Consider the following 20,191-nt stretch of genomic DNA (forward strand, 5'->3'; position numbering starts at 1 on the left):
TTGTTCTGACGTCGTTAGAAATTAATACTCAATCCCAGCATATAGGTTCTCGCCAATGGATATCCCCGTTTATCATCCAGCCCCAAAGTGGAATTGACCGTTGAGCTGTTGATCATGGGCGAAAGACCCGAATAGCCGGAAATCGTCGCCAGGTTGTTGACCGTAAACGCCAGTCGCAGCGAGCGGACGTATTTCTTCAGTTTCTGCACTTTCTCTATCGGCACGTTCCAGCCGAGTGTCACGTAGTCGAAGTTTACATACGCCCCGTTCTCCAACCAATAGTCGGTAGCAGTCTGGTCTTTGATATTCCGTTGCGGAGCCTCCTCCATCACGTTGTAATCGGGGAATATATTCATGTTCATATAGGTCAGGGAGGTTCCGTTGTATATTTTATGTCCGAAAGCGCCATTAATCTGTACTGAAAGGTCGAAGCGCTTATAACGGAAACTGATGTTCGATCCGAGAATTGTCTTGGGCACGGCCTGTCCCGCTACATAGCGGTCTTCGCCATCTTCCAGACTGACACCACCGCCATTCAGATCGGCAATATCATAGGTGTAGCCGCCGTTTCCGTCGGAAACGAGTCCATTGGAATGAGGCAGGTAGAAGACACCTAGCGGCTGTCCCACCACTTGGTAGACGATATGATTGTAGCCGCCATGAAATCCGGCTCCGTCGAGGCTGGCGAGGCTCTTATACTGGGGAGCGGAAATCATTTCTCCGTTGTACATACCGCTCAGAGAGAGCAGTTTGTTTTGCTGGAAGGTGATGTTGGCATTAATGTTCAGTTCCATGTCCTGCGTTTTCAGCGGAGTGATACCGATGGCTATTTCCAGACCGCTGTTGCGCATGGAGCCGATATTAGCCAGCAGCGTATTGTAGGTGAAAGGCGGGACACTGACGTTGTAGAGGTAAAGCATGTCCGTCGTCTTGGAGTTGTAATAATTGGCGGAGAGCAGCAGGCGGTTGCCGAACATAGCCAGGTCGATACCTGTATTGAAGGTATGTTTCACTTCCCATTTCAGATCGGGGTTTGTGTTGCGCAGGTCGCCTAAGGATACGGCTGCCGAATTTCCTACAGGAATCACACCGTTCGGTTTAACAAGACTCAGCGTAGTGTATGAGTCGATTCCGCTTTGATTTCCTGCCAGACCGTAACCTATACGGAATTTCAGATTATCAATGATGGGAAGACGCTTCATGAACTTTTCTTCACTGATCACCCAAGCGGCGGAAACTGACGGAAAGAAGCCCCATTTGTGGTTGGCGCCGAATTTGGAGGAGGCGTCGGTACGGGCGTTCACTGTCAGGCTGTAACGGTCGGCATAGGTGTAGTTGAAGCGTCCCATGAAGGAAGCCAGATGCGGCTGTTCGTAATATGAGTTGGTGCCTTCCCAAAGACGGAGAGCACCGGCTTGCAGGTTGTTGTAGCCGAATTTATCCGTGTTGAAGTTAGTGACTGTGGTATAGAATCCTGTATAAGTCTCCTTCTGAAGTTCCGCCAGTGCGAGGGCGTCGAAGAAATGTTTCTTCCAGCCTTTCTTGTAGGTCAGCATCATGTTGCCCAAGAGAGACTCCATCTTTTTTGTGCCTTTATATGCTTGTCCATGCGCCCAGACGGAAGTGGGCAGGTACTGTGAATTTTCGACTATATTATAGGTATAGGCACCGAAGAGTACCAACTTGAGTTCGTCCATCAAGTTAAAGGTCAGACGGGCATGGGTGCTGATATGGGAAGTGGCGTCATGATCCTGCACTTCCATCCATGCCAGCGGATTGGTAATCTGGCTGGCGGTGGTGATTCCGTCCCACGAACCGGTCACAGGGTCTTTGTGGTTGGGATAGGTGGGATTGAAAGTAGCGGCAGAATAGAACGTTTTCTGAAGGTCTACCAGATTGTGGTTCTTCTGGATAGAGCCGAACATACCCAGTTCGCAGTTCAGAAAACCGTCAAACATCTTTTGAGTCATGTTCATATTGGAAGTGAAGTTCTTCATGTCTTCATTCAGAATGACTCCCTGACGATCCATGAAACCGAGGGATACACGGTAGCTGGATTCATTGGAACCGCCATAGAAGGCGATGTGATGGTTCTGCTGCAATCCTGTTTGCTCAATTTCTTTCTGGAAGTTGGTACTGTTGCCTTTGTCGAGAATAGAGATGCCCCGTTCGGAAGCGACTCTCCGGAAGTCATTTGCCGACAGCATATTCAGGTTCTTGTAGACGGTGGATATTCCGAAGATACCGTTGTAGCTCACTTGCGTCTTACCGCTCATCCCTTTCTTCGTAGTGATTTCGATGACACCGGAGGCCCCCCGCGATCCGTACTGTGATGTTTCGGAAGCATCCTTGAGGATGGTAAAACTCTCGATATCCGTAGGGTAAATGGAGGCAAGCATGCTCAAATCTCCGAATACTCCATCGACGATAATTAACGGGTCGTTCCCGCTGGTCAATGAAGTGGTACCACGCAGGCGGACTGCGTCGAGAGCTGCAGGGCCATTGGTTCCACGCTGAATGGTCAATCCCGGAACCCGTCCGCGAATAGCCTCCAGCGGGTTCGTGATCTGGTCTTTATTCATCTGTGTCTCCGTGATTTTCTCCACCGATCCGGAGATCGTTTTCATACTTCCGGTGGCATAGCCTACCGTTATCAGGGAGTCTACGGGAGGAGGAAGAACTGGTTTTCTCTGAGCAAATACACTTCCGCATGAAGCTACCAGAAAAAAAAGGCTCCAAATAGTAAGTCTGCTGTGTTCCATAATTATCAGTTTTTTTAAGGGATAATACAAATATAACAAAAAAAGCGAGTATCTGGTTGTGCAGACACTCGCTTTTCTTCTTTGTATAGGGCAGTACGATTTTATGGTACTCCTGTAGCTTGTCAATCAAATACGGCTTATCATGCTGATATGATTGACAAGTGTTCCTATGATTTATCAGTATTTCTATGATTTATTATTTTCCTGACCGTAGCCATAACCGTAGCCATAGCGTTTACCATATCCATAGTATTTGCCATACTTACCGTAGCCATAATAATAGCCATACTTTCTGCGTTTCAAGTCTACGCCGTTGATAACGGTACAGATATTAGGCAGTTTCTTTTCTTCGGCAAGTTCGTTGATCAGCGTGTACTCTACCTTGTGAGTATAGTCGGCACGGCAAACGTAGACAGACAAATCTGCTACACGTCCGATCAGTAAGGTATCGGTAACCATACCTACAGGTGCAGTATCCAAGATCACATAGTCAAAATTCTTCTTCAGTATTTCAATGGCTTTGTCCAGTCCGTCACGAGCCAGCAATTCCGTCGGATTAGGAGGAACCGTTCCACCCGGAAGGATGGACAGATTCTTATTGACATCTGAAGGCTGTACCAGACTCATCAGGTCTGTATCCGGATTTGCCAGGTATAAAGTAATACCTTTCTCCTTCGTCGAAAGGCGGAAGACCTTATTCAGTCCCGGTTTACGAATATCAAGTCCCACAATGACTACTTTCTTCCCTAAGAGAGAAAGACTGATCGCCAGATTCGCTGAAATAAACGATTTTCCTTCTCCACTGACCGTAGAAGTAACCAGTATTACTTTCTTGTCATTCTGCAGCATAAACTGAAGATTGGTACGGATATTTCGGAAGGTCTCGCTCATCAGATTGTTCTGATTCTCAAATACGGCAATAGAACCATCCTTCTCGTTCTTTTCGTCTGTCAACGGAATATCGCCGACGATAGGAACGGTGGTCAGCTTTTCAACATCTGCCCGTCCTTCGAGCTTGAACTTGGTCAGACCAATCAGGTAGATAATGCCTACGGGGATGCCAACGCCCAGTACTAAAGCAATCAGATAAATTATTTTCCGTTTCGGAGATACAGGGATGTCGTCAGCAATAGCTTCATCAATGATCTTCGCATTGTTTGCGGTAGCTGCCAGTGCTATTGCATTTTCTTCACGCTTCTGCAAAAGCATCAAATATAGTCCGGCCTTAATTTCTTGTTGACGGGCAATACTCACAAACTGCCTTTCTTGTCCCGGAGCATCACTAATACGACGAGAAAAACGATTTGCTTCACGATCAAGATCGGCTTTTGTAATCAACATCCCCTGCAATGTACCATCAAGAGTAGCCTGAACATTCGATTTCATAGCACGGATACTCGTATCCAAATTTACAATAGCCGGATTATTTTCTGTCGAAGTACGCAATAAACGTTTCCGCTCAACCAACATTTCATTATATCGTTCAATCGTTGCTACTAATGCAGCATCCTGTAAACCGACGTTACTTGGTAATACTTCGTATTCATTCCCTCTTATATATTTCCGCAAATCCTCCAGCAGACTGATTTGTGTCCGGTTTTCCACCCTCTTCTTTTCATATTCCGCATTACCGGTCAAGGCTATTTGAGCCTCACTGGTCAGGTCGGTTATACCGGCATTACGCTTGAAGTTCTCCAGATTCGCTTCCGTATTTCCAAGCTCCTTCGAGATAATATCAATACGTTCGTCAATGAATTCTGCTGTCTTCTGGGCAATCTCGTTTTTATCGTTATTCGTATTGCGGTTGTACATTTCCAGCAGTTGGTTGATGAAATCCTGTCCGCGTTGCAGGCTGGAGTTCTTCAGAGATATTACAGCCACTGAAGTAGTTTTAGAGGTCGGCTCAATAGTCAGATTCTCACAATATACCCGAGCCACCTTCATCGGCGAATTGATTTTTGCCGTGATACGACGGACATTCTGAGCTGAAGACTCTTCCGTTGTATCTTTATTCGCCATCAGTGAGTCCGGTGACTGGAAGAATGCCAGGGTACCTTCGTCCATCGGAAAGACAGCAGGAAGTTTCTCAAAATGTTTCTGGTATTCTTTATCACCAATCGTCACCCCTACGTCCAGACTGCCTTGCGGATACAATAACATTTCAACAATCATCGGATCGCTCAACTTCTCTGCTTCTTGTGGAGTCAGGCTAACGATAATAGGAGAAGTCTTATACATATTCTTGGAAGGGAACTCGTCTTCGTCTGTATATGACACATACAGGTTCAGCTGATTGACAACTTCCTTCACCAATGTCTTCGAACGCAAGACTTCCAACTCATTGTCTATGTTTTGAGAAGAGCTGATCAAGCCGCTTAACCCCAGTTCTTCCAGTCCTGCCATGCCTCCTGTATTCCCTCCTTTTTTATCATCTTTGATCAGGACCGTAGCCGATATATTATAGACAGGAGTAGCCATACGCAAGTATATCCATGCACCGATAAGGCAAACTAAAACTGCACCGACAAACCAAGGCCAATGGATGATATATTTGAAAAGCACTTCCTGAATATCTATCTTCTCGTCATCAGCTTCACGTTGTCTTTCGTTTGCAAATTCTTCTTTCATTATTTCAAAACGTTATTTTAAGATGTTAAATAATAAGCTGGCTAAAGACACCAGAATGGAGGTAGCGGAGAACCACAGGCTTGTGCTGTTACCGATATCCGAGTTACGGGCTTTTGCTTTGTTGGGAGTTACATATACGACATCATTCTGTTGCAGCCAATAATATGGAGAAAGAATGGTTTCCGACTTATTCAAGTCGAGAGTAATAATTTCCTGCTTACCGGTAGCATCTTCACGAATCAGCTTCACGTTATCGCGTAAGCCATATACCGTCATATCCCCTGCCATAGCAAGCGCCTCCAGCAAGTTTACTTTCTCATTAGAAATAGTAAAAGTACCCGGACGGGTTACCTCTCCTATCACCGAAATCTTATAGTTGACCATACGCACCGTTACGATAGGCGCCTCTTTCATATAAGGTTTTAACTTATCTACAATCATTTGTTCTGCCTGTTTCTTGGTCAATCCACCGAGTTTCAGTTCTCCCAGCACAGGGAAAGAGATTTTTCCTTCATTATCTACCAGATAGGTTTGCAACACGGGTTGTGTAGTAGCCAAGGTATTGGCTACTGACAAATTCGTCGGACTGGCAACTGTCAGATTAAAAGGTGCTGCCAGTTCCGGACTTGTACAGGATACTACGATGGTCAACAGATCTTTAGGCATGATCTTTGCATCGTACAGTTTTTCTTTCTGCTCTGTTTGATTTATTACTTCTGTATCCTGCAAATAAGGTACTTTCTTGTAGGACTGGCAGGCCGTGAACAGAAAAGGCAGTAACACTACAAAAATCAATTTACTCAATATTCTCATAACTGTGATGAATTAGATATCTATTCTTTTATTTTTTGTTGTTTAGATTATTTTGTCAACAAGCTTTCATGCATCATTAATCTGCAGATATTCATGTACTATCATCTGTCTGCAGATTTTCATGCATCTCTATTTCTTAATACGCTTCCTTTTCTCCGTGGACAGCATTATATACGGTTTTATAGATTATATACAGGTCAAGCATAAATGTCCAATGTTCAATATACCATATGTCACGACTCACACGACCTTCCATCTGCCAAAGTTCTTTTGTCTCGCCGCGATATCCGGTCACTTGTGCCCAACCGGTAATTCCGGGTTTCACAAAATGACGGACCATGAATTTATTAATCACCTGTGCGTATTCTTCTGTATGCTTCAGCATATGAGGACGAGGACCGACAACGGACATATCTCCTTTCAGGACATTGATAAACTGAGGCAGTTCATCAATGCTCGTCTTACGGATAAACTCGCCAATACGTGTTTTACGAGGATCATTTGCTGTAGCCTGAAGAATATCACACTGCGCATTCACCTTCATAGAACGGAATTTATAGCACCAGAACTCACGTCCGTCTTCGCCGCTGCGTTTTTGTTTAAAGAAGATGGGGCCCGGCGAGCTAAGTTTGATAGCTATCCCTACGATTATATAAACTAAAGGAAAAATAGTACACAGAAATACCGATGAGGATATGATATCAAAGATGCGTTTTAAAACACGATTCTCACGAAGTTCCAATGGTTCGCGGCGGATAGATAACACGGGAACATTGCCCAGCAATTCAAAATACATCCTCCGTTTCAAATAGTTACGAACGTTGGGCACACTAAAAAAACGTACCAAGTGGTTCTCGCAATAATTAATGAGCGGAACAATCTCCGCACTTCGCACGGAAGGGAGACTGCAATAGAGTTGTGCTATCTTGCCTGCATTTTGTTCCAGATATTCAACTGCTTCTTTCGGCTGCCCCAAATATGCAACTTCTTCCGGATAGCAGCCGGAAGGAGAATCTTCAAAATATCCCATCACACGATAACCGGAAGTAGGATCGTCCGTCATTGAATGATAAAGTTCCTGCATATTCTCGTGACTGCCGACGAGTACAACCATACGGACATTTCCCCCTTTTTCACGATAAAGCTCCAAGAAATAACGAAAGGCAAGACGGTAGCAAATTAAGATGACCAGCAAAGCTACATAATACAATCCAAATAACCGTGAACGGAAAAATTCAAAATGAAAAAGTGACAAAAAGCAAATGGAAAACAAAACAAAAGGAACCATGTTGCGAAGCACACGGATCATGATCTGCTCCGGACGAACTACCGGATGATGCAAAATTACTCCAGACTGAATATTACATACCAAATAGCATAAACTCAACAGCACCATTCCCTGATAAAGGGAAGAAGAAACTCCTGAATAGAACCGGTTTCCAAAAATTAGTTCAAATCCCCACAACAGCAAGTTCAATAAAAGAACATCTCCTAAAAGGACAATGAATTTTAGGACTTTATTAAAACGTTGGACTTCCTGCATAAATTATTCATTTATATATTGACTAATGATATTTTAGATTTTACACCTGCATATTAGACAGTAAACGTTTAGGAATTCCGTTCATATCCATCCACTGAATTTATTTGAGCTAAATAGAAACTCTGCATTCTTAATGCTTCACTCTTAGAGTCAAAACCATTTATCTTCACTTCAGCTGCGTAACTCCTGCGTTTAGGCATATAATCTTCAACCACTTTAACTATTTTATCAGCCCATATAACCGGAGATTCTTCTAATCCAATGTAATGTGCAAGTTCGGATGCCGTTGTCTCCTCAGTGATATTCTTAGAAAAAAAAATAGGAAGTCCTGCACATTGTGCCTCTATCCCTACAACAGGCATTCCTTCATATAAACTGGGCAATAAGAAAGTATCAAAAGCATTATAAAACTGGTTTATATCATCCCTGCGCCCTAAATTCATAACTCTGTCAGTAATCCCATAACTCTGAATCCGATCATGCATTTCATTCTCCAACTCTCCAAATCCGATCATTACCAGAGTTGCATTTTCCTGTTTTTTTGTAATTTCATTGAAAATATCTATTAGGAATAATGGATTTTTCTGTGGAACATATCTACCAATAAACCCATATATCACTTTATTTTCCCAGCCAAACTTCTTTCGGGTACTTTCTCTAAGTTTGTCATCAAAAGCATTAGTATCTGCATTAATCACTGTCTTAAATATACTTACCTCTCCTTTATCATAAGTCTTCTTACCAAATTGCCAAATGCCACAATCTATAGAATTAGCCATATAACAATTTGCAAACCAATGAGAAAAAGGACGTAAGGCATACTTTATGAGTGTTTTCTTTTCATTTTTATCACCTTTCGATATACTTTCGGATATCCTCACTTTAACTCCGGCTATTCTACCCAAAAACATAGGAAATATATTGAGCGTATTATCAAAAGCATGCATCACTTCATACTTATTCTCCTTCAGAATCTTATATGTATCCTTCAAATGTGTAATAAGATTCTTATATGGTGCCACCTTATATACTCTCCCACCCAAAGCTTTGATTTCTTCTTCGGGAATACCATTTGAATCTGAATCGCAGATAAAATCATATTGCACTTTTGTACGATCTATATGACGATAGTATTCCATTATTAGATTACGTTTACCGCCCGAGTGCAATACACCGGCTATTACAGCTATCCTTAACATAGTATTATATCTTTATTGATTCATGATAGAATGAAGAAATACCATCCAACATTGGCGTCAAAGTCACATCTACAAACTGTTTCATTTTTTCTATATCAAGAACCATATTGGAAACATCTACAGGACGCGCATTTTTATACTCAATTTTAAAATCTGCCTTTGAAATGATTTTCAAAAAAGCAAGTACATCATTCACAGAAAACCCTCTCCCACTTCCCAAATTGATTGTTTCATTACAAACATCCTTATTTATCAGTTGATAAAAGATATTAGCGAGATCTTCTATATAGATATAGTCACGAATGGCAGAACCATCTCCCCACACTTCTACAGGTTTATTTTCTATAATTTTACCTATAGCCACTGCTACTAATCCTTGTTTTCCATACAGATTTTGCCCATGACCATAAGGATTGGAAGGTCTCACAATGAGAAATTTTAGCTTCTGAGTTCTATTCTTAAACAAAATACTATTTTCCATCATTTGCTTTGACCATCCATAATAGGATATTGGTTCCATGCTATCTGTTTCTACAAATGGTTGAAATGTTGTTCTGTTACCATAAATTGTCCCTCCCGAGGAAAAATAGACAAACTTAATGTCTTCATTAGCACAGAATTCCATCAGTTTAATAGAAGGAAATATAACATTCTTAAATTCACCGATATAGTCATCATAGGTACTGCCGGGAATCAATGTTGACACTAAATGCACCACCACTTCTATCTTATTGGTCAAAAGAATATTCTTCACTTCATTTATATTGCTCAAAGAACTTCTAAAGACTGTCAAATTATAATCTTTAAGTCTTGATATATCAGCAAACTCTGGTTCCAAAATAAATACTGAATGCTTTTCATCAGAAATAAAACGCTTCACCAAACTAGATCCTATAAAACCTGCTCCCCCGATAAATAATATATTCATAAAATTGTATTTTTATTCTCCAAGTCTTTGCTGTAGCTATCTTTTAATTTCCCGATTCCCATTAATCGCTTTGAATATTTTTTTTATATATTTATACAATCCCAAGCGAGCAGTCCACAGGCGAGCTTGCTTTTCCAAACGATGTCGTAAGGTTACAGGAAAATATTTATGGAAACAAACTTCTGCATCCAGCAGATTTAAATCGACAAAAAAGGCTTCACGTTTAGGATTCATGCTAACGGAATGAAACATTTCTTTCACTCCTTCTACAGCCTTGTTTGAATTTATTTCCAGTACTTTCAACTGAGAACTGGATTCTTTCAATATAATATTGGCTAAATCTGAATGAGCTAAGATACGAGTTACCCCTTTGTCATTATCCAATTCCTTACTGAACTTGTCAACATCGAAACAATCCCATATTGTAAAATCTGTATTACGATAACGTTTTTTAAATGCACATTGATAACAACTAGGACGAACACTCATGTTAGCAAAAAAAGCACGCATCATAATATCTGTATCAATTCCCTCATGATACTCTATAGAATCATTACATCCAATAATAGACATAGTTGAATATTTATATCCATAATATTTATCTCTAAACAATATATTCGTAAATTCAGATCCTATTTTCTTTTTTTGTGCTTCCAAATATTTTCGATAAACTAATGGAGATGGACAAGCATGACAGACTACGTCTACCGTAACCAAATTCTCATATGGCTTTCTCAAAAAAGAAAACAATCCCTCCAACTGGCAAGGAGTACCACTGAATAAAACACACTTTCCTTCCATAAGAAACTGTTTCGCTTCCTTGTATGTGTTACCTATTCTGCTCTGTACATATTTGCTATTACGAAACATTCTCAAATCTTCATAACAATTAGCCCACTGATGCACCACCTCAAAATCAGTGCTGAAACCTGCACCACAAACAACACCTCCTCTATCAAGCACCCATCTAGCAATAGCCGTAAATGCACCGCCAGAAGTACTTTCACGTAATACCTGCTCATTTTTATGCTGTACCAAGTATGCCCTTTGTTCCTTCTCAACATCTGGTTGTACATGAATCACAGGGCAAACGACCTCACATAATCCACACTCTATACATGTATTCTCATCTGCAGCCGGATAAAGAAAACCTTCATCGTCTTCACACATGGTTATGCAATGCTTCGGACATACAGACGCACAGGCTGAACAGCCACAACACGAGCACTTATCTTTAATAGTTATCATAATTTATACCCGATTGGAACAAAGCCTCTTTTATATATTGTTTGGTGAATTCTCTTAATGTTTCTAATTTTCTATGTATCTTTATATAATCAATCTGCATTAACATACACTTCTCCACGTCTTCATCCGCTTTTAAAAGTCTTTCCTCTAATCCTACCAACGAAAGCAATGAGTACAAACGACCATTTGTAGAAACAATGCCATCATTATTATACCGCCTGAAAGTAAAGAACCGTTTCCCATACAACAAAGAAAATACAGACGAATGAAACGAATCTGTAAACACATACTCCGCATCCCGAATCAACTGCACGAACTCTGCAGGACCGACATTATAGGGAGTATAATCTGGAAATCCTACATCGCTTTTTATATACTCATCGCAATGCTGTAGCTGCACAATCTTATAACCAGTTTTCTCCTTGAAACGTTTCACAAAATCCCGCTGCTCTGGATTGTTGCCGAGAAAATAACAAAACAGATAGGGCTCCTTAACAAAATGTTCCTTCTTTGTGATACCATCCCATTCTTCGGCGGCGAAAAGGATAGTCGGATCACAAACCACAGGGATTTCTCTTCCCGTAAGTTCTTTCACTATTTTCTGTCCGCTTAATTCACGTACGGAGCAAAAATCCAGCCGCTTCAGAAATTTCGCAGCTTTCTGCGCCTGTCGTTTAGGAAGTCTTGCTATACCAAAACTAGTAGCTAAAGCTATCTTAGGCACATTGTCAGGAACAAAATTCAACGTATAGTAATTAGCCTCAATATTTGAAGGTAACCACAACTGGTCACTGCCTACTATAAAAGCCGCATATTCGTGCGCAGCATTGGCAAGCTCTTGCTTCGAGTTGTAAACCTCAGAAATATGGAACTTAGTTTGGCTGAAGCTCTTGAACATTTCTTTACGTAAAGCCATGCTATCCCGATATTCCTTCCCCTTAGTATAGATAGCTGTCATTTTTTTCACCGTTGCCCACTTATCTTTTACTGTATTAATATCCCATATTCTGCTCAAGAAATAACGATATTTCGCTTTATTAATCTCACTTTGCAACCCATCTATGCAGATTGTTACATTTTCTACTTTCATCTTATCAAATAGTAACTGGGTAGCATATGCCTGCAACTGACTCCCATAATTGGGTTGAAAATAGCAAGTGACAAGAGCTAGTTTTTTATTAGTCATACTGATATATCAATAATTATATTTTCCTTTTTTTAGACAATATTGTTTTAACCAGCCAATAAATGGAAGCATAATATATATGTAGTCTAATAAAAGTTAGTGTCAATTTACGTTGTTTATCCATTCCTGTAGTAGTGCATTTAGCAATAGATGTCGAGAATAAATCGTTCTCTTTAATAACCTTTGCAAACTTGTTTATCTTCTTAAACACAGAATCCTTATTATCAGGATGGAAGTAAGTACTCATTGCTATAGCTATAACCACATAAGCCACTCTTTGGTATAACGGTTCGATAAATACTTTTTTGTCTGGAAATGTTTCAATATTTTCCTGAATTACATGAAAGCAATCTACCAAATATCCAGTATTTTTTTCATCAACCTTCTTAGATATTGAGTTAGGATTATATCTATAATGATTAAAATATTCATTAACAAAAAGAACTTTCTTTGCATGATAAAATGAACGTAAAGAGAACTCTAGTCCTTCGGCTCCTTGTTTCAGACGATCATTATGTCTTATCCCATTCCTTTTCGCATAATCTGCTCGTATCAGTTTACAGTAAGCTGTTGCAATACCACTTTTGTAGATAAGAGTATGTCTGGCTAAATCATGGCACTCATCATCTATGTAAATATGCTCTTGCTCCGAACATATCCATTCCCATTTTCCTTTAATGGAGATATCACCTAACTCCTGAATACATTTCCAAAATACTATATCCACATCCGTATGCCTAGAAAGATAGAACATCAATTTCTCACAAGTATTTATGTCTATCCAGTCATCACCATCTAAATACATATGCCAATCACCTATTGCTGCATCATATCCAGCATTGCGTGCTGACACAAGTCCGCCATTCTCTTTATGAATTACTTTAATTCGTTTATCTTTGTTTGCATATTCATCGCATATTTGCGGAGTAAAGTCTTTAGAACCATCGTTTACCAGTAGTAGTTCCCAATCCTGGTAAGTTTGATTTAGAATACATTCAATGGTTTCATTAAGGAATTCTTCAACATTATAACAGGGAACAATTATTGAAATAGAAGGTTTGTTCATTCTTATTGGAATAAAATTACAACTAACATAAAACTTCACATAAGACGTATATTCCGACTATTTTAAAGATATAGCCTCCTGAATATATTTATCAAGCAATTGACAGCAGGCCTTTTCACTATAGTTTTCATTCATATAGTACATCAGTTCTGGTTGAGCATAACCTCTATTCATTGCAGTCATTATAGCTTCACCTATTTCATCAACATTCATAGGATTCACCAATATTGCCCGCCCCCCATAATATTCTTTAGGGGCACCATAGTTAGTTAATACTATTTCACATCCATATGCTGCTGCTTCTAATGCTACCATTCCAACCCCCTCTTGAAGTGACGGCAAAGCAAAAACTTTAGCATGCTTATATAAATTCCATAACTCCTTCTCAGATACTTCACCAACATATTCTATATTTTCTGCATCACCTATTAAAGTTTCAAGCCAATTCTTTTCTAATACTCCGTGAAGATAACCTGCTAATTTCAAATTAAAACCATACTTCTTTGCAGCTTCAATAAGACGAGGAACATTTTTATTAGTTGAAGCCAATCGACTAGCATGAAAACAGAAATTTTCTTTAAGCGGCATCTCTTCTATAGGCGGAATACGAAAATGTAATGGAACTTTTTTAATTATCTTTTGTGAACGTTCTAAACAGTAATTAGTATAGTGACGTTCTTCTTCAGAACGAACTAACCAAAGTTTAAACCAGTCTTTAGACAACCATAAGTCATGAAAACGAGATGTCAATCCTAAATATTTCTGATTTCCCCACCACTTACAATAAAACTTATAACGCCAAGCTGGTATGCTAGGGTCAATAATAGGAGCCATAACCAAGTTGGCGTTATTTTTAAACAAGTCCTTAATCAAGATCCTTAATCCCAATGAAAAACTGACTACAATAATCGCATCAAAACTTTTCCATTCATTTTTATCCCAGAAGTTTATTAACAAGACCTCATGCCCCAATTTTCTTAATCCCTCTGCCCACATTTTACATTGTACCATTACACCACTATTATTTGTAAGAGCATATGTTGGTTGTATTATTCCATATTTCATTTTACAATGCATTTATCACAACTTATTTTTGTCTAATTATTAAACGAATTACACCAAACAATATTACATACAATAAAATATCCTGCATTCCATTTCTAAGTATGAGATTCAAACTTTTAAAGATGCCTGTAGAATTATTAAAATAGGTCATATATTTCAACAAAGCTATTATAATGGGAATAGGAATAATAAATTGTAACTTCGTAGAAACCAATGAAGAAAAAAAGTAGAAAACTAAAACGTATATAAAGAACGCGAAAATATAATAAGAATATCCCATCCAATAAAGCCCTATACCTGAATCGCCTGCGACACGAAACCCTTTATACATATTCTTGAGACCAAGCCCTTCTGTAGAGAGTAAATCACCAGGTGTGTAGTTGCTATCAAATTTATTAGTTGTATACCCGAAAATATCCAAAATAGGCGTAGGTATTTGAAACATGAGGAAATTTTCAGCATATCTGTGCATCTTTGAATTGTCATACCCTAATTTAGTGGCATAATCCAATGTCAAGTCTTGAGTACGAAGATTACATATTCTGTCCAATAAAATATTGTCTACATAATATTCACTCCAAGCATAGAAATTATCTCCTCCATTATCAGAATTAGACAAAGATGCCATGTTATAAGCATTATGCAATTTCTCTTTATCTGAATACAACTTCCAAATATTGGTAAATGTTTCCCCTGCTTTGCTTGAATAAGCTGATTGCCTATTCAATATCATAGCCGTAGCCAAGTCTGCAACAGGCCCTGTCACCAAATATAATCCAATAATTATCAGAATATTTGTTTTTGTCTTAAATAATTTTTTGTTTTCAAGTAAAACGACCAAGAAAGCCATAAGCCCCCATGAGACTATGCCGGTAAACATCAATGTTCTTTTAGTAGTAACAATTGCTAAAAAAATGATAAAAGAAAAGTAGACAATCAATGAAGTACGAGGAATCGCGGTATTCTTCCGACCATAATATTTGGGAAAAAGCATAGCGATTGGAAGTATTGCAAACTTAGTCATTTGATTCATAATTTGTCCCCAAGCACCTTTATTCTCTGCGTCCATCATATCAGTCCCTTGAATAGTTATATTGTATAGTAAGGCAAAAATGCCCGCACCGGCCATAGCCCATATTTGAGCTTCTGTAGGAACTTTAAAATATCCAAGTTTTTTCCATATACCTAAAAGCCACCCTTCTTTATATATCCGTCGACAAGTATGAAACGCCAATACAATAGTTGTCACATTCAGCATTAAATTGAAAAACGTAATATAGGGTACATTAAAACGGAAAGTTATAGGTTTACCTTCTATCAATGTTACGCCTAATGGTAAAGCAAAAAAGCAAATTCCATAAAAGAAAATCGCAACAAAGGGTATAAAATAATGATATAAAAAATCTACTTTCAATACTGTCCGACTTATAAATAGCCACCCATATAGTAGTACCACACAACCAAACAGATTTTCAAGAGCAGGAAAAGCTATGCATTCTATAACTATGCAAAATAGCATATATATAGTAATAGCTTTCTTTATGATTCTAAGAGTATTGTAACTTTTCATTCTTAATATTCAAAAGATTTTGAATATACTTATCTGCCAAACAGAGATTCAATAATATCCTGCATCATTTTTTCATATTTTGCATATCTTACCTTTGAAATTGTAATAACCTGTTCAATTGGATATTCTTTTAATCTCTTAACTATTTCATTAACAGTAACATTACATACATTATTTTCTATTTGAGCCCAATTATTCTCCAACCCGTATTGTTTCAAAATATCAAAAACTTTGCTACTAGCATTATTTTCCTTTTTTCCCCAGAAATTTGTACTTCCCCAATTATCTAAACTATAACAAGGAACACCATTCGCCAAACTAGATACGATAGGGTGCATATTGCTTCCTACATATCCTGCTGAATATTTAATCAAAGCATACCAATCAAGTGGAGAAAGTGGTATAGATATTGAGTGTTTAAATGGATGACTGAATGCCATTGCTCCATCTATAGGGAAAGCAACACACTCTTTACCTTCTATCCGCATAGCGTCATTTAGAGCTTCAAGAAAAGGTATAGACAAGATCTGAGTTCGCATCCCTATCAATACATATTTATCGGGAAGAACAAAACGATTACGAATATCCTCTTCCAAAGGTATCTTTTCTCCTACATTTTGATTAAGAGCAAAAACAGGATCTGGAGTGATGTCAATTGAAAGTTCAGGTCCTGCAGCAAGCATCATGTCCTTGGTCCAAGCATCACGCACCGAAATATATTTCAGTCTTTTCAAACTTTTGCCCATGCGCTTAAGCATATACCTACTAAATTTCTGATATTTACTATTCTGTGATGACACAGACATCATAGCCGTAGGTATGATATCAGAAAAACCATACCCCCAAAAAGGATTGGGGTAACGACGTTCTGAAGGCAATGGCTCAATCCAATATGGACGCCGTTTACCTAACTTTAATGTTGAAAATAACGGCCAATTCTGTACAACTGCATCAGAACCTATTATCACAGCATCAATTCCATGTTTTTTTATAGCATTCCTTACTCGGTCAGCAGTTAGCAAATGTGGTATTTGCTCTTTCATATTATTATCAATAAACTTAAAATGTTCTGCCAACTGCAAATAGCTACGTTTTGGCTTTATAAAGTTCTTGTAATATGAGACTAATCTTAACCATACTGTTTGAAAAGATACATATTCAAGAAATACTACCTCGTGTCCATGTTTACATAGGTAACTATAAGTAGATAACGCCTGCAAATTAGCTCCAAAATTAGCTACACGATAAAATGTCAATATACCAATTTTCATTATTATCTACCTCTAATTATTTTTTTCACTTTTTCAAATCCCTCTTCCCCTGCTACATTGACAATTAATTTCTTTGCTATACTTTCCATAATCTTATCTGTAGACTTTTCTAAATTACGTATTGTATACAAAGCCTCATTCTCATCAACTTGTTCTGTAAAAACCTCAAAAATCATAGGTTTATCTGTAATCTCAGGAATAAGAAAACGTTCTACATTTTTACTAAAACTTACTTTACAGGAAGCTGTTAGATATTCATATCCTAAATCTTCAGCGTAATGACGTACCAACGATATTGACTTCTGTCCAAAATGCCCAGCACCATCCATATACTGGTCCACAAGTACATCGCTAAAACGTGAGGCTGGATGTGTATAGTTACGAAATTCCATACCTTTGCCATTATTTACAAGTAATATTCTGACATTTTTCCCTACATGTCTATTGCCTAATGTATTCATGTCATAGAAAAATGCCAAGTCACCTATTATACCGAAATACAATCTATCCTTATTATACAATGAAGCACCTATCAACGCAGAAATATTACCATCAATACCAAATCCCCCTACATTACTATATCCCCTCACAGTATTAGGCGTTTCAAAGAAACTCCATGCACGTAATGAGTTTAAAATAGCATAATGCATCACACTACCTTCCGGAATACGTGGAGACAACTCATATGCTAACCAAATATTCGAAAATGGTATTTTCTTCGATATCAGTGAATAAAGATGATCGTAATCTTGCTTACATTCATTATAAAAGGATAAGTTCTTTTCATTCGTCTGCGCTTCAATATAATGATTAAAGAAGTCAACCTCCTGCATATAAAACATCTTCGATAAACTATGTGAAGGATCGCGAATAATACCATCTTCGCTTACACGCCAAACAGTCTTTGCCTTAGGCATAAGCAGCACTGATTCATAAGCACCACATATATCACCGATATAAATGAGTAGATCCATATGGCAAGCAACGCTCTTGTATTTATCTTGGCATCCCAACAAAGAAGACATAATCCTATACTTTCCACGATAATTGCTTGTTTGATCACAATAAACAACACCATTATTGTTTTCACAGAAAATATCTATTGCTACAGTAAGTTCTTGTGTAAAGGTTGTATGCGAACCGACAAAAATAGCAATACGTCCTTTCGGTAATATTGGAAAAGTATCACGTATCGTAATATACTGTATAGCATGAACATCTTTTATTTCTTGCACAGAAAAATCAAAGCTACTGTTTGTTTCCAAATCAATATGTACAGGCCCCCCCCCATCTTTCTTTAATGCAATCAACGCTCTGTTGACCTTCAATTGGCAATCCCATTCATCATTACTGTCTTTTACAAGAGGGGCAAACACACTAATTTTTACAATATCATTTGGAACTGCCGTACGATCAATAACTTGGGCTAAATGGTTACCAATATATGACAATGGACGTGTTGAAGTCAATGCTAAAATCGGAAGTCTGCGATAAAAAGCCTCTGTCAAACCTGAAAAATAGTTGCGAGATGCGGTAGCGCCTGTACATGTTAATACGACAGGCTCACCAGATTCTGCCGAAAGTCCACAGGCCATATATGCTGCCGAACGTTCATCAACACATGAATACATTTCAAAATAAGAGTCATTTTGAGCACTACATACAAAAGGTATATTAGTAGTACCTGGACTTGCAACTATTTTCTTTATATTATAGGCTTTAAGCAAAGCTATAACAATCTGTACATTACGCTCTGCTGAATAATACTCTTTCATATTTATCTGATATTTATATTGACAATTTACTTTTTGGGGGCACTACAGTTCTATGAAGCAAATAACTTATACAATCTTTTATTATAGAGATCTCACTAAATGGAGCCCACTCTCCAGTTATTCTGTCATATGTACCCTGTATACCCCATCCCATTTTTTTAAATTGAGGATGACAAAGAAAAGATTCAAGACAAGATATTAGTCCACTTTCGGTTCGTACAAATTGGGATGTATCTATATACTGCTGTATCTTACTATTATCAAACCGCCTGTTATAATATCTATCCAATATAACCTGCCATTTCGCACCTATCCATTCCAAATGTGGACTTTTATCAAGTAACAGCACTTTTGGACGCATCCCAGTTTTCTTTTCTATAGTATCAAGATAGATTTCCAATATTTCCTTCCATGTATAACTTTCATCCGATGTTATATGAAATGCCTCCCCAAAAGCTGTTTCTTTACCGATTATTGATGCTATTCCCAATGCTACATCATACCCATATGTAAGCGTAGTACTTTTTTCTGCGATGTCCTTTGAAAAAACGATCGTTCGTCCATTCAAAGCACGATAAAGCCATAATTCTTTTTCTAACACACCTAATTGCAAACGAATTTCACTATATGTAATATACGGGCGAATAACTGTCCAATTATTTTTTCCGGATCTGTGAAGAATATCTTCTTGCCGCGCCTTACTAAGAGCATATTCATCTGTTTTGAGATATTCTTCATCTTTATATACATCTAAAAGACGCGGAGAATTTTCCGTTATAGGAGTTTCCGAATCGGCATAAACTCTGGAACTCGACAGAAAAATGTATTGTCCTACGGAAGATAACAGCAAATCCACTCTATCTGCAAACTCTGATGTATTATAAATCATAAAATCAATAAGTACATCAAAATGATACTTTCGTAAAATATCACTTAAGAAAGCGGTTTCATGTGCATTACCCTGTATATAAGTAATTCCTACACCTTTACGTTCTCTACGTGTAGTCACATACACATCCTCCCCTTGATTATTCAATATCTTCGAAAGATGTATTCCCATCGCCCCAGTTCCACCCAATAATAAAATTTTTAATCTTTGATTATTCATAAAATGCCACTTTTTACATTTAAATTCAT

At 38.4% G+C, this 20,191-nt stretch carries 14 protein-coding genes; all 14 read right to left on the minus strand.

Annotation, left to right across the window (positions count from 1 at the left end; all coding sequences use genetic code 11):
• Window positions 1-14: 14 nt before the first annotated feature.
• The 14 genes from K6V30_RS18290 to K6V30_RS18355 all read right to left on the minus strand — a co-directional run bounded on the left by K6V30_RS18290 (window position 15) and on the right by K6V30_RS18355 (window position 20,162).
• Window positions 15-2,765: a SusC/RagA family TonB-linked outer membrane protein gene (locus K6V30_RS18290; RefSeq protein WP_074759478.1), complete on the minus strand. Its 2,751-nt coding sequence runs from the start codon at window positions 2,763-2,765 to the stop codon at window positions 15-17.
• 183 nt (window positions 2,766-2,948) lie between these two features.
• Window positions 2,949-5,390, minus strand: a complete 2,442-nt coding sequence (locus tag K6V30_RS18295) for a GumC family protein (protein WP_055271549.1) — start codon at window positions 5,388-5,390, stop codon at window positions 2,949-2,951.
• A gap of 12 nt (window positions 5,391-5,402) precedes the next feature.
• Window positions 5,403-6,203 carry a polysaccharide biosynthesis/export family protein gene (locus tag K6V30_RS18300; protein ID WP_055271551.1) on the minus strand — a complete coding sequence of 267 codons (801 nt, stop codon included), beginning with the start codon at window positions 6,201-6,203 and terminating at the stop codon, window positions 5,403-5,405.
• 136 nt (window positions 6,204-6,339) lie between these two features.
• On the minus strand, window positions 6,340-7,746 hold the full coding sequence (locus K6V30_RS18305) for an undecaprenyl-phosphate glucose phosphotransferase (protein ID WP_022301100.1): 1,407 nt from the start codon (window positions 7,744-7,746) through the stop codon (window positions 6,340-6,342).
• 68 nt (window positions 7,747-7,814) lie between these two features.
• Window positions 7,815-8,885 (minus strand): glycosyltransferase, encoded by a 1,071-nt coding sequence (locus K6V30_RS18310; RefSeq protein WP_224207179.1) that lies wholly within the window; start codon window positions 8,883-8,885, stop codon window positions 7,815-7,817.
• Between the two features lie 64 nt (window positions 8,886-8,949).
• Window positions 8,950-9,873 (minus strand): NAD-dependent epimerase/dehydratase family protein, encoded by a 924-nt coding sequence (locus K6V30_RS18315; RefSeq protein WP_055271552.1) that lies wholly within the window; start codon window positions 9,871-9,873, stop codon window positions 8,950-8,952.
• Window positions 9,874-9,909: 36 nt separating this feature from the next.
• Window positions 9,910-11,043 (minus strand): Coenzyme F420 hydrogenase/dehydrogenase, beta subunit C-terminal domain, encoded by a 1,134-nt coding sequence (locus tag K6V30_RS18320; RefSeq protein WP_010537732.1) that lies wholly within the window; start codon window positions 11,041-11,043, stop codon window positions 9,910-9,912.
• A gap of 64 nt (window positions 11,044-11,107) precedes the next feature.
• Window positions 11,108-12,307, minus strand: a complete 1,200-nt coding sequence (locus tag K6V30_RS18325) for a polysaccharide pyruvyl transferase family protein (protein WP_010537731.1) — start codon at window positions 12,305-12,307, stop codon at window positions 11,108-11,110.
• Window positions 12,308-12,323: 16 nt separating this feature from the next.
• Complete coding sequence (locus K6V30_RS18330) at window positions 12,324-13,373, minus strand: glycosyltransferase family 2 protein (RefSeq protein ID WP_224207180.1); 1,050 nt, start codon at window positions 13,371-13,373, stop codon at window positions 12,324-12,326.
• Window positions 13,374-13,430: 57 nt separating this feature from the next.
• Window positions 13,431-14,438, minus strand: coding sequence for a glycosyltransferase (locus tag K6V30_RS18335; RefSeq protein WP_022301104.1), 1,008 nt, complete (start codon window positions 14,436-14,438; stop codon window positions 13,431-13,433).
• 22 nt (window positions 14,439-14,460) lie between these two features.
• On the minus strand, window positions 14,461-15,852 hold the full coding sequence (locus K6V30_RS18340) for a hypothetical protein (protein ID WP_139147249.1): 1,392 nt from the start codon (window positions 15,850-15,852) through the stop codon (window positions 14,461-14,463).
• Between the two features lie 185 nt (window positions 15,853-16,037).
• A complete protein-coding gene (locus tag K6V30_RS18345) occupies window positions 16,038-17,279 on the minus strand; it encodes a polysaccharide pyruvyl transferase family protein (RefSeq protein ID WP_055271553.1) in 1,242 nt (413 codons plus the stop codon).
• A gap of 2 nt (window positions 17,280-17,281) precedes the next feature.
• Window positions 17,282-19,054, minus strand: a complete 1,773-nt coding sequence (locus K6V30_RS18350; RefSeq protein ID WP_010537726.1) for a thiamine pyrophosphate-binding protein — start codon at window positions 19,052-19,054, stop codon at window positions 17,282-17,284.
• Between the two features lie 13 nt (window positions 19,055-19,067).
• Window positions 19,068-20,162 carry an NAD-dependent epimerase/dehydratase family protein gene (locus K6V30_RS18355; protein WP_022301107.1) on the minus strand — a complete coding sequence of 365 codons (1,095 nt, stop codon included), beginning with the start codon at window positions 20,160-20,162 and terminating at the stop codon, window positions 19,068-19,070.
• Between the last annotated feature and the right edge of the window lie 29 nt (window positions 20,163-20,191).

It is taken from the genome of Bacteroides faecis, from assembly GCF_020091505.1.
Lineage (GTDB): Bacteria > Bacteroidota > Bacteroidia > Bacteroidales > Bacteroidaceae > Bacteroides > Bacteroides faecis.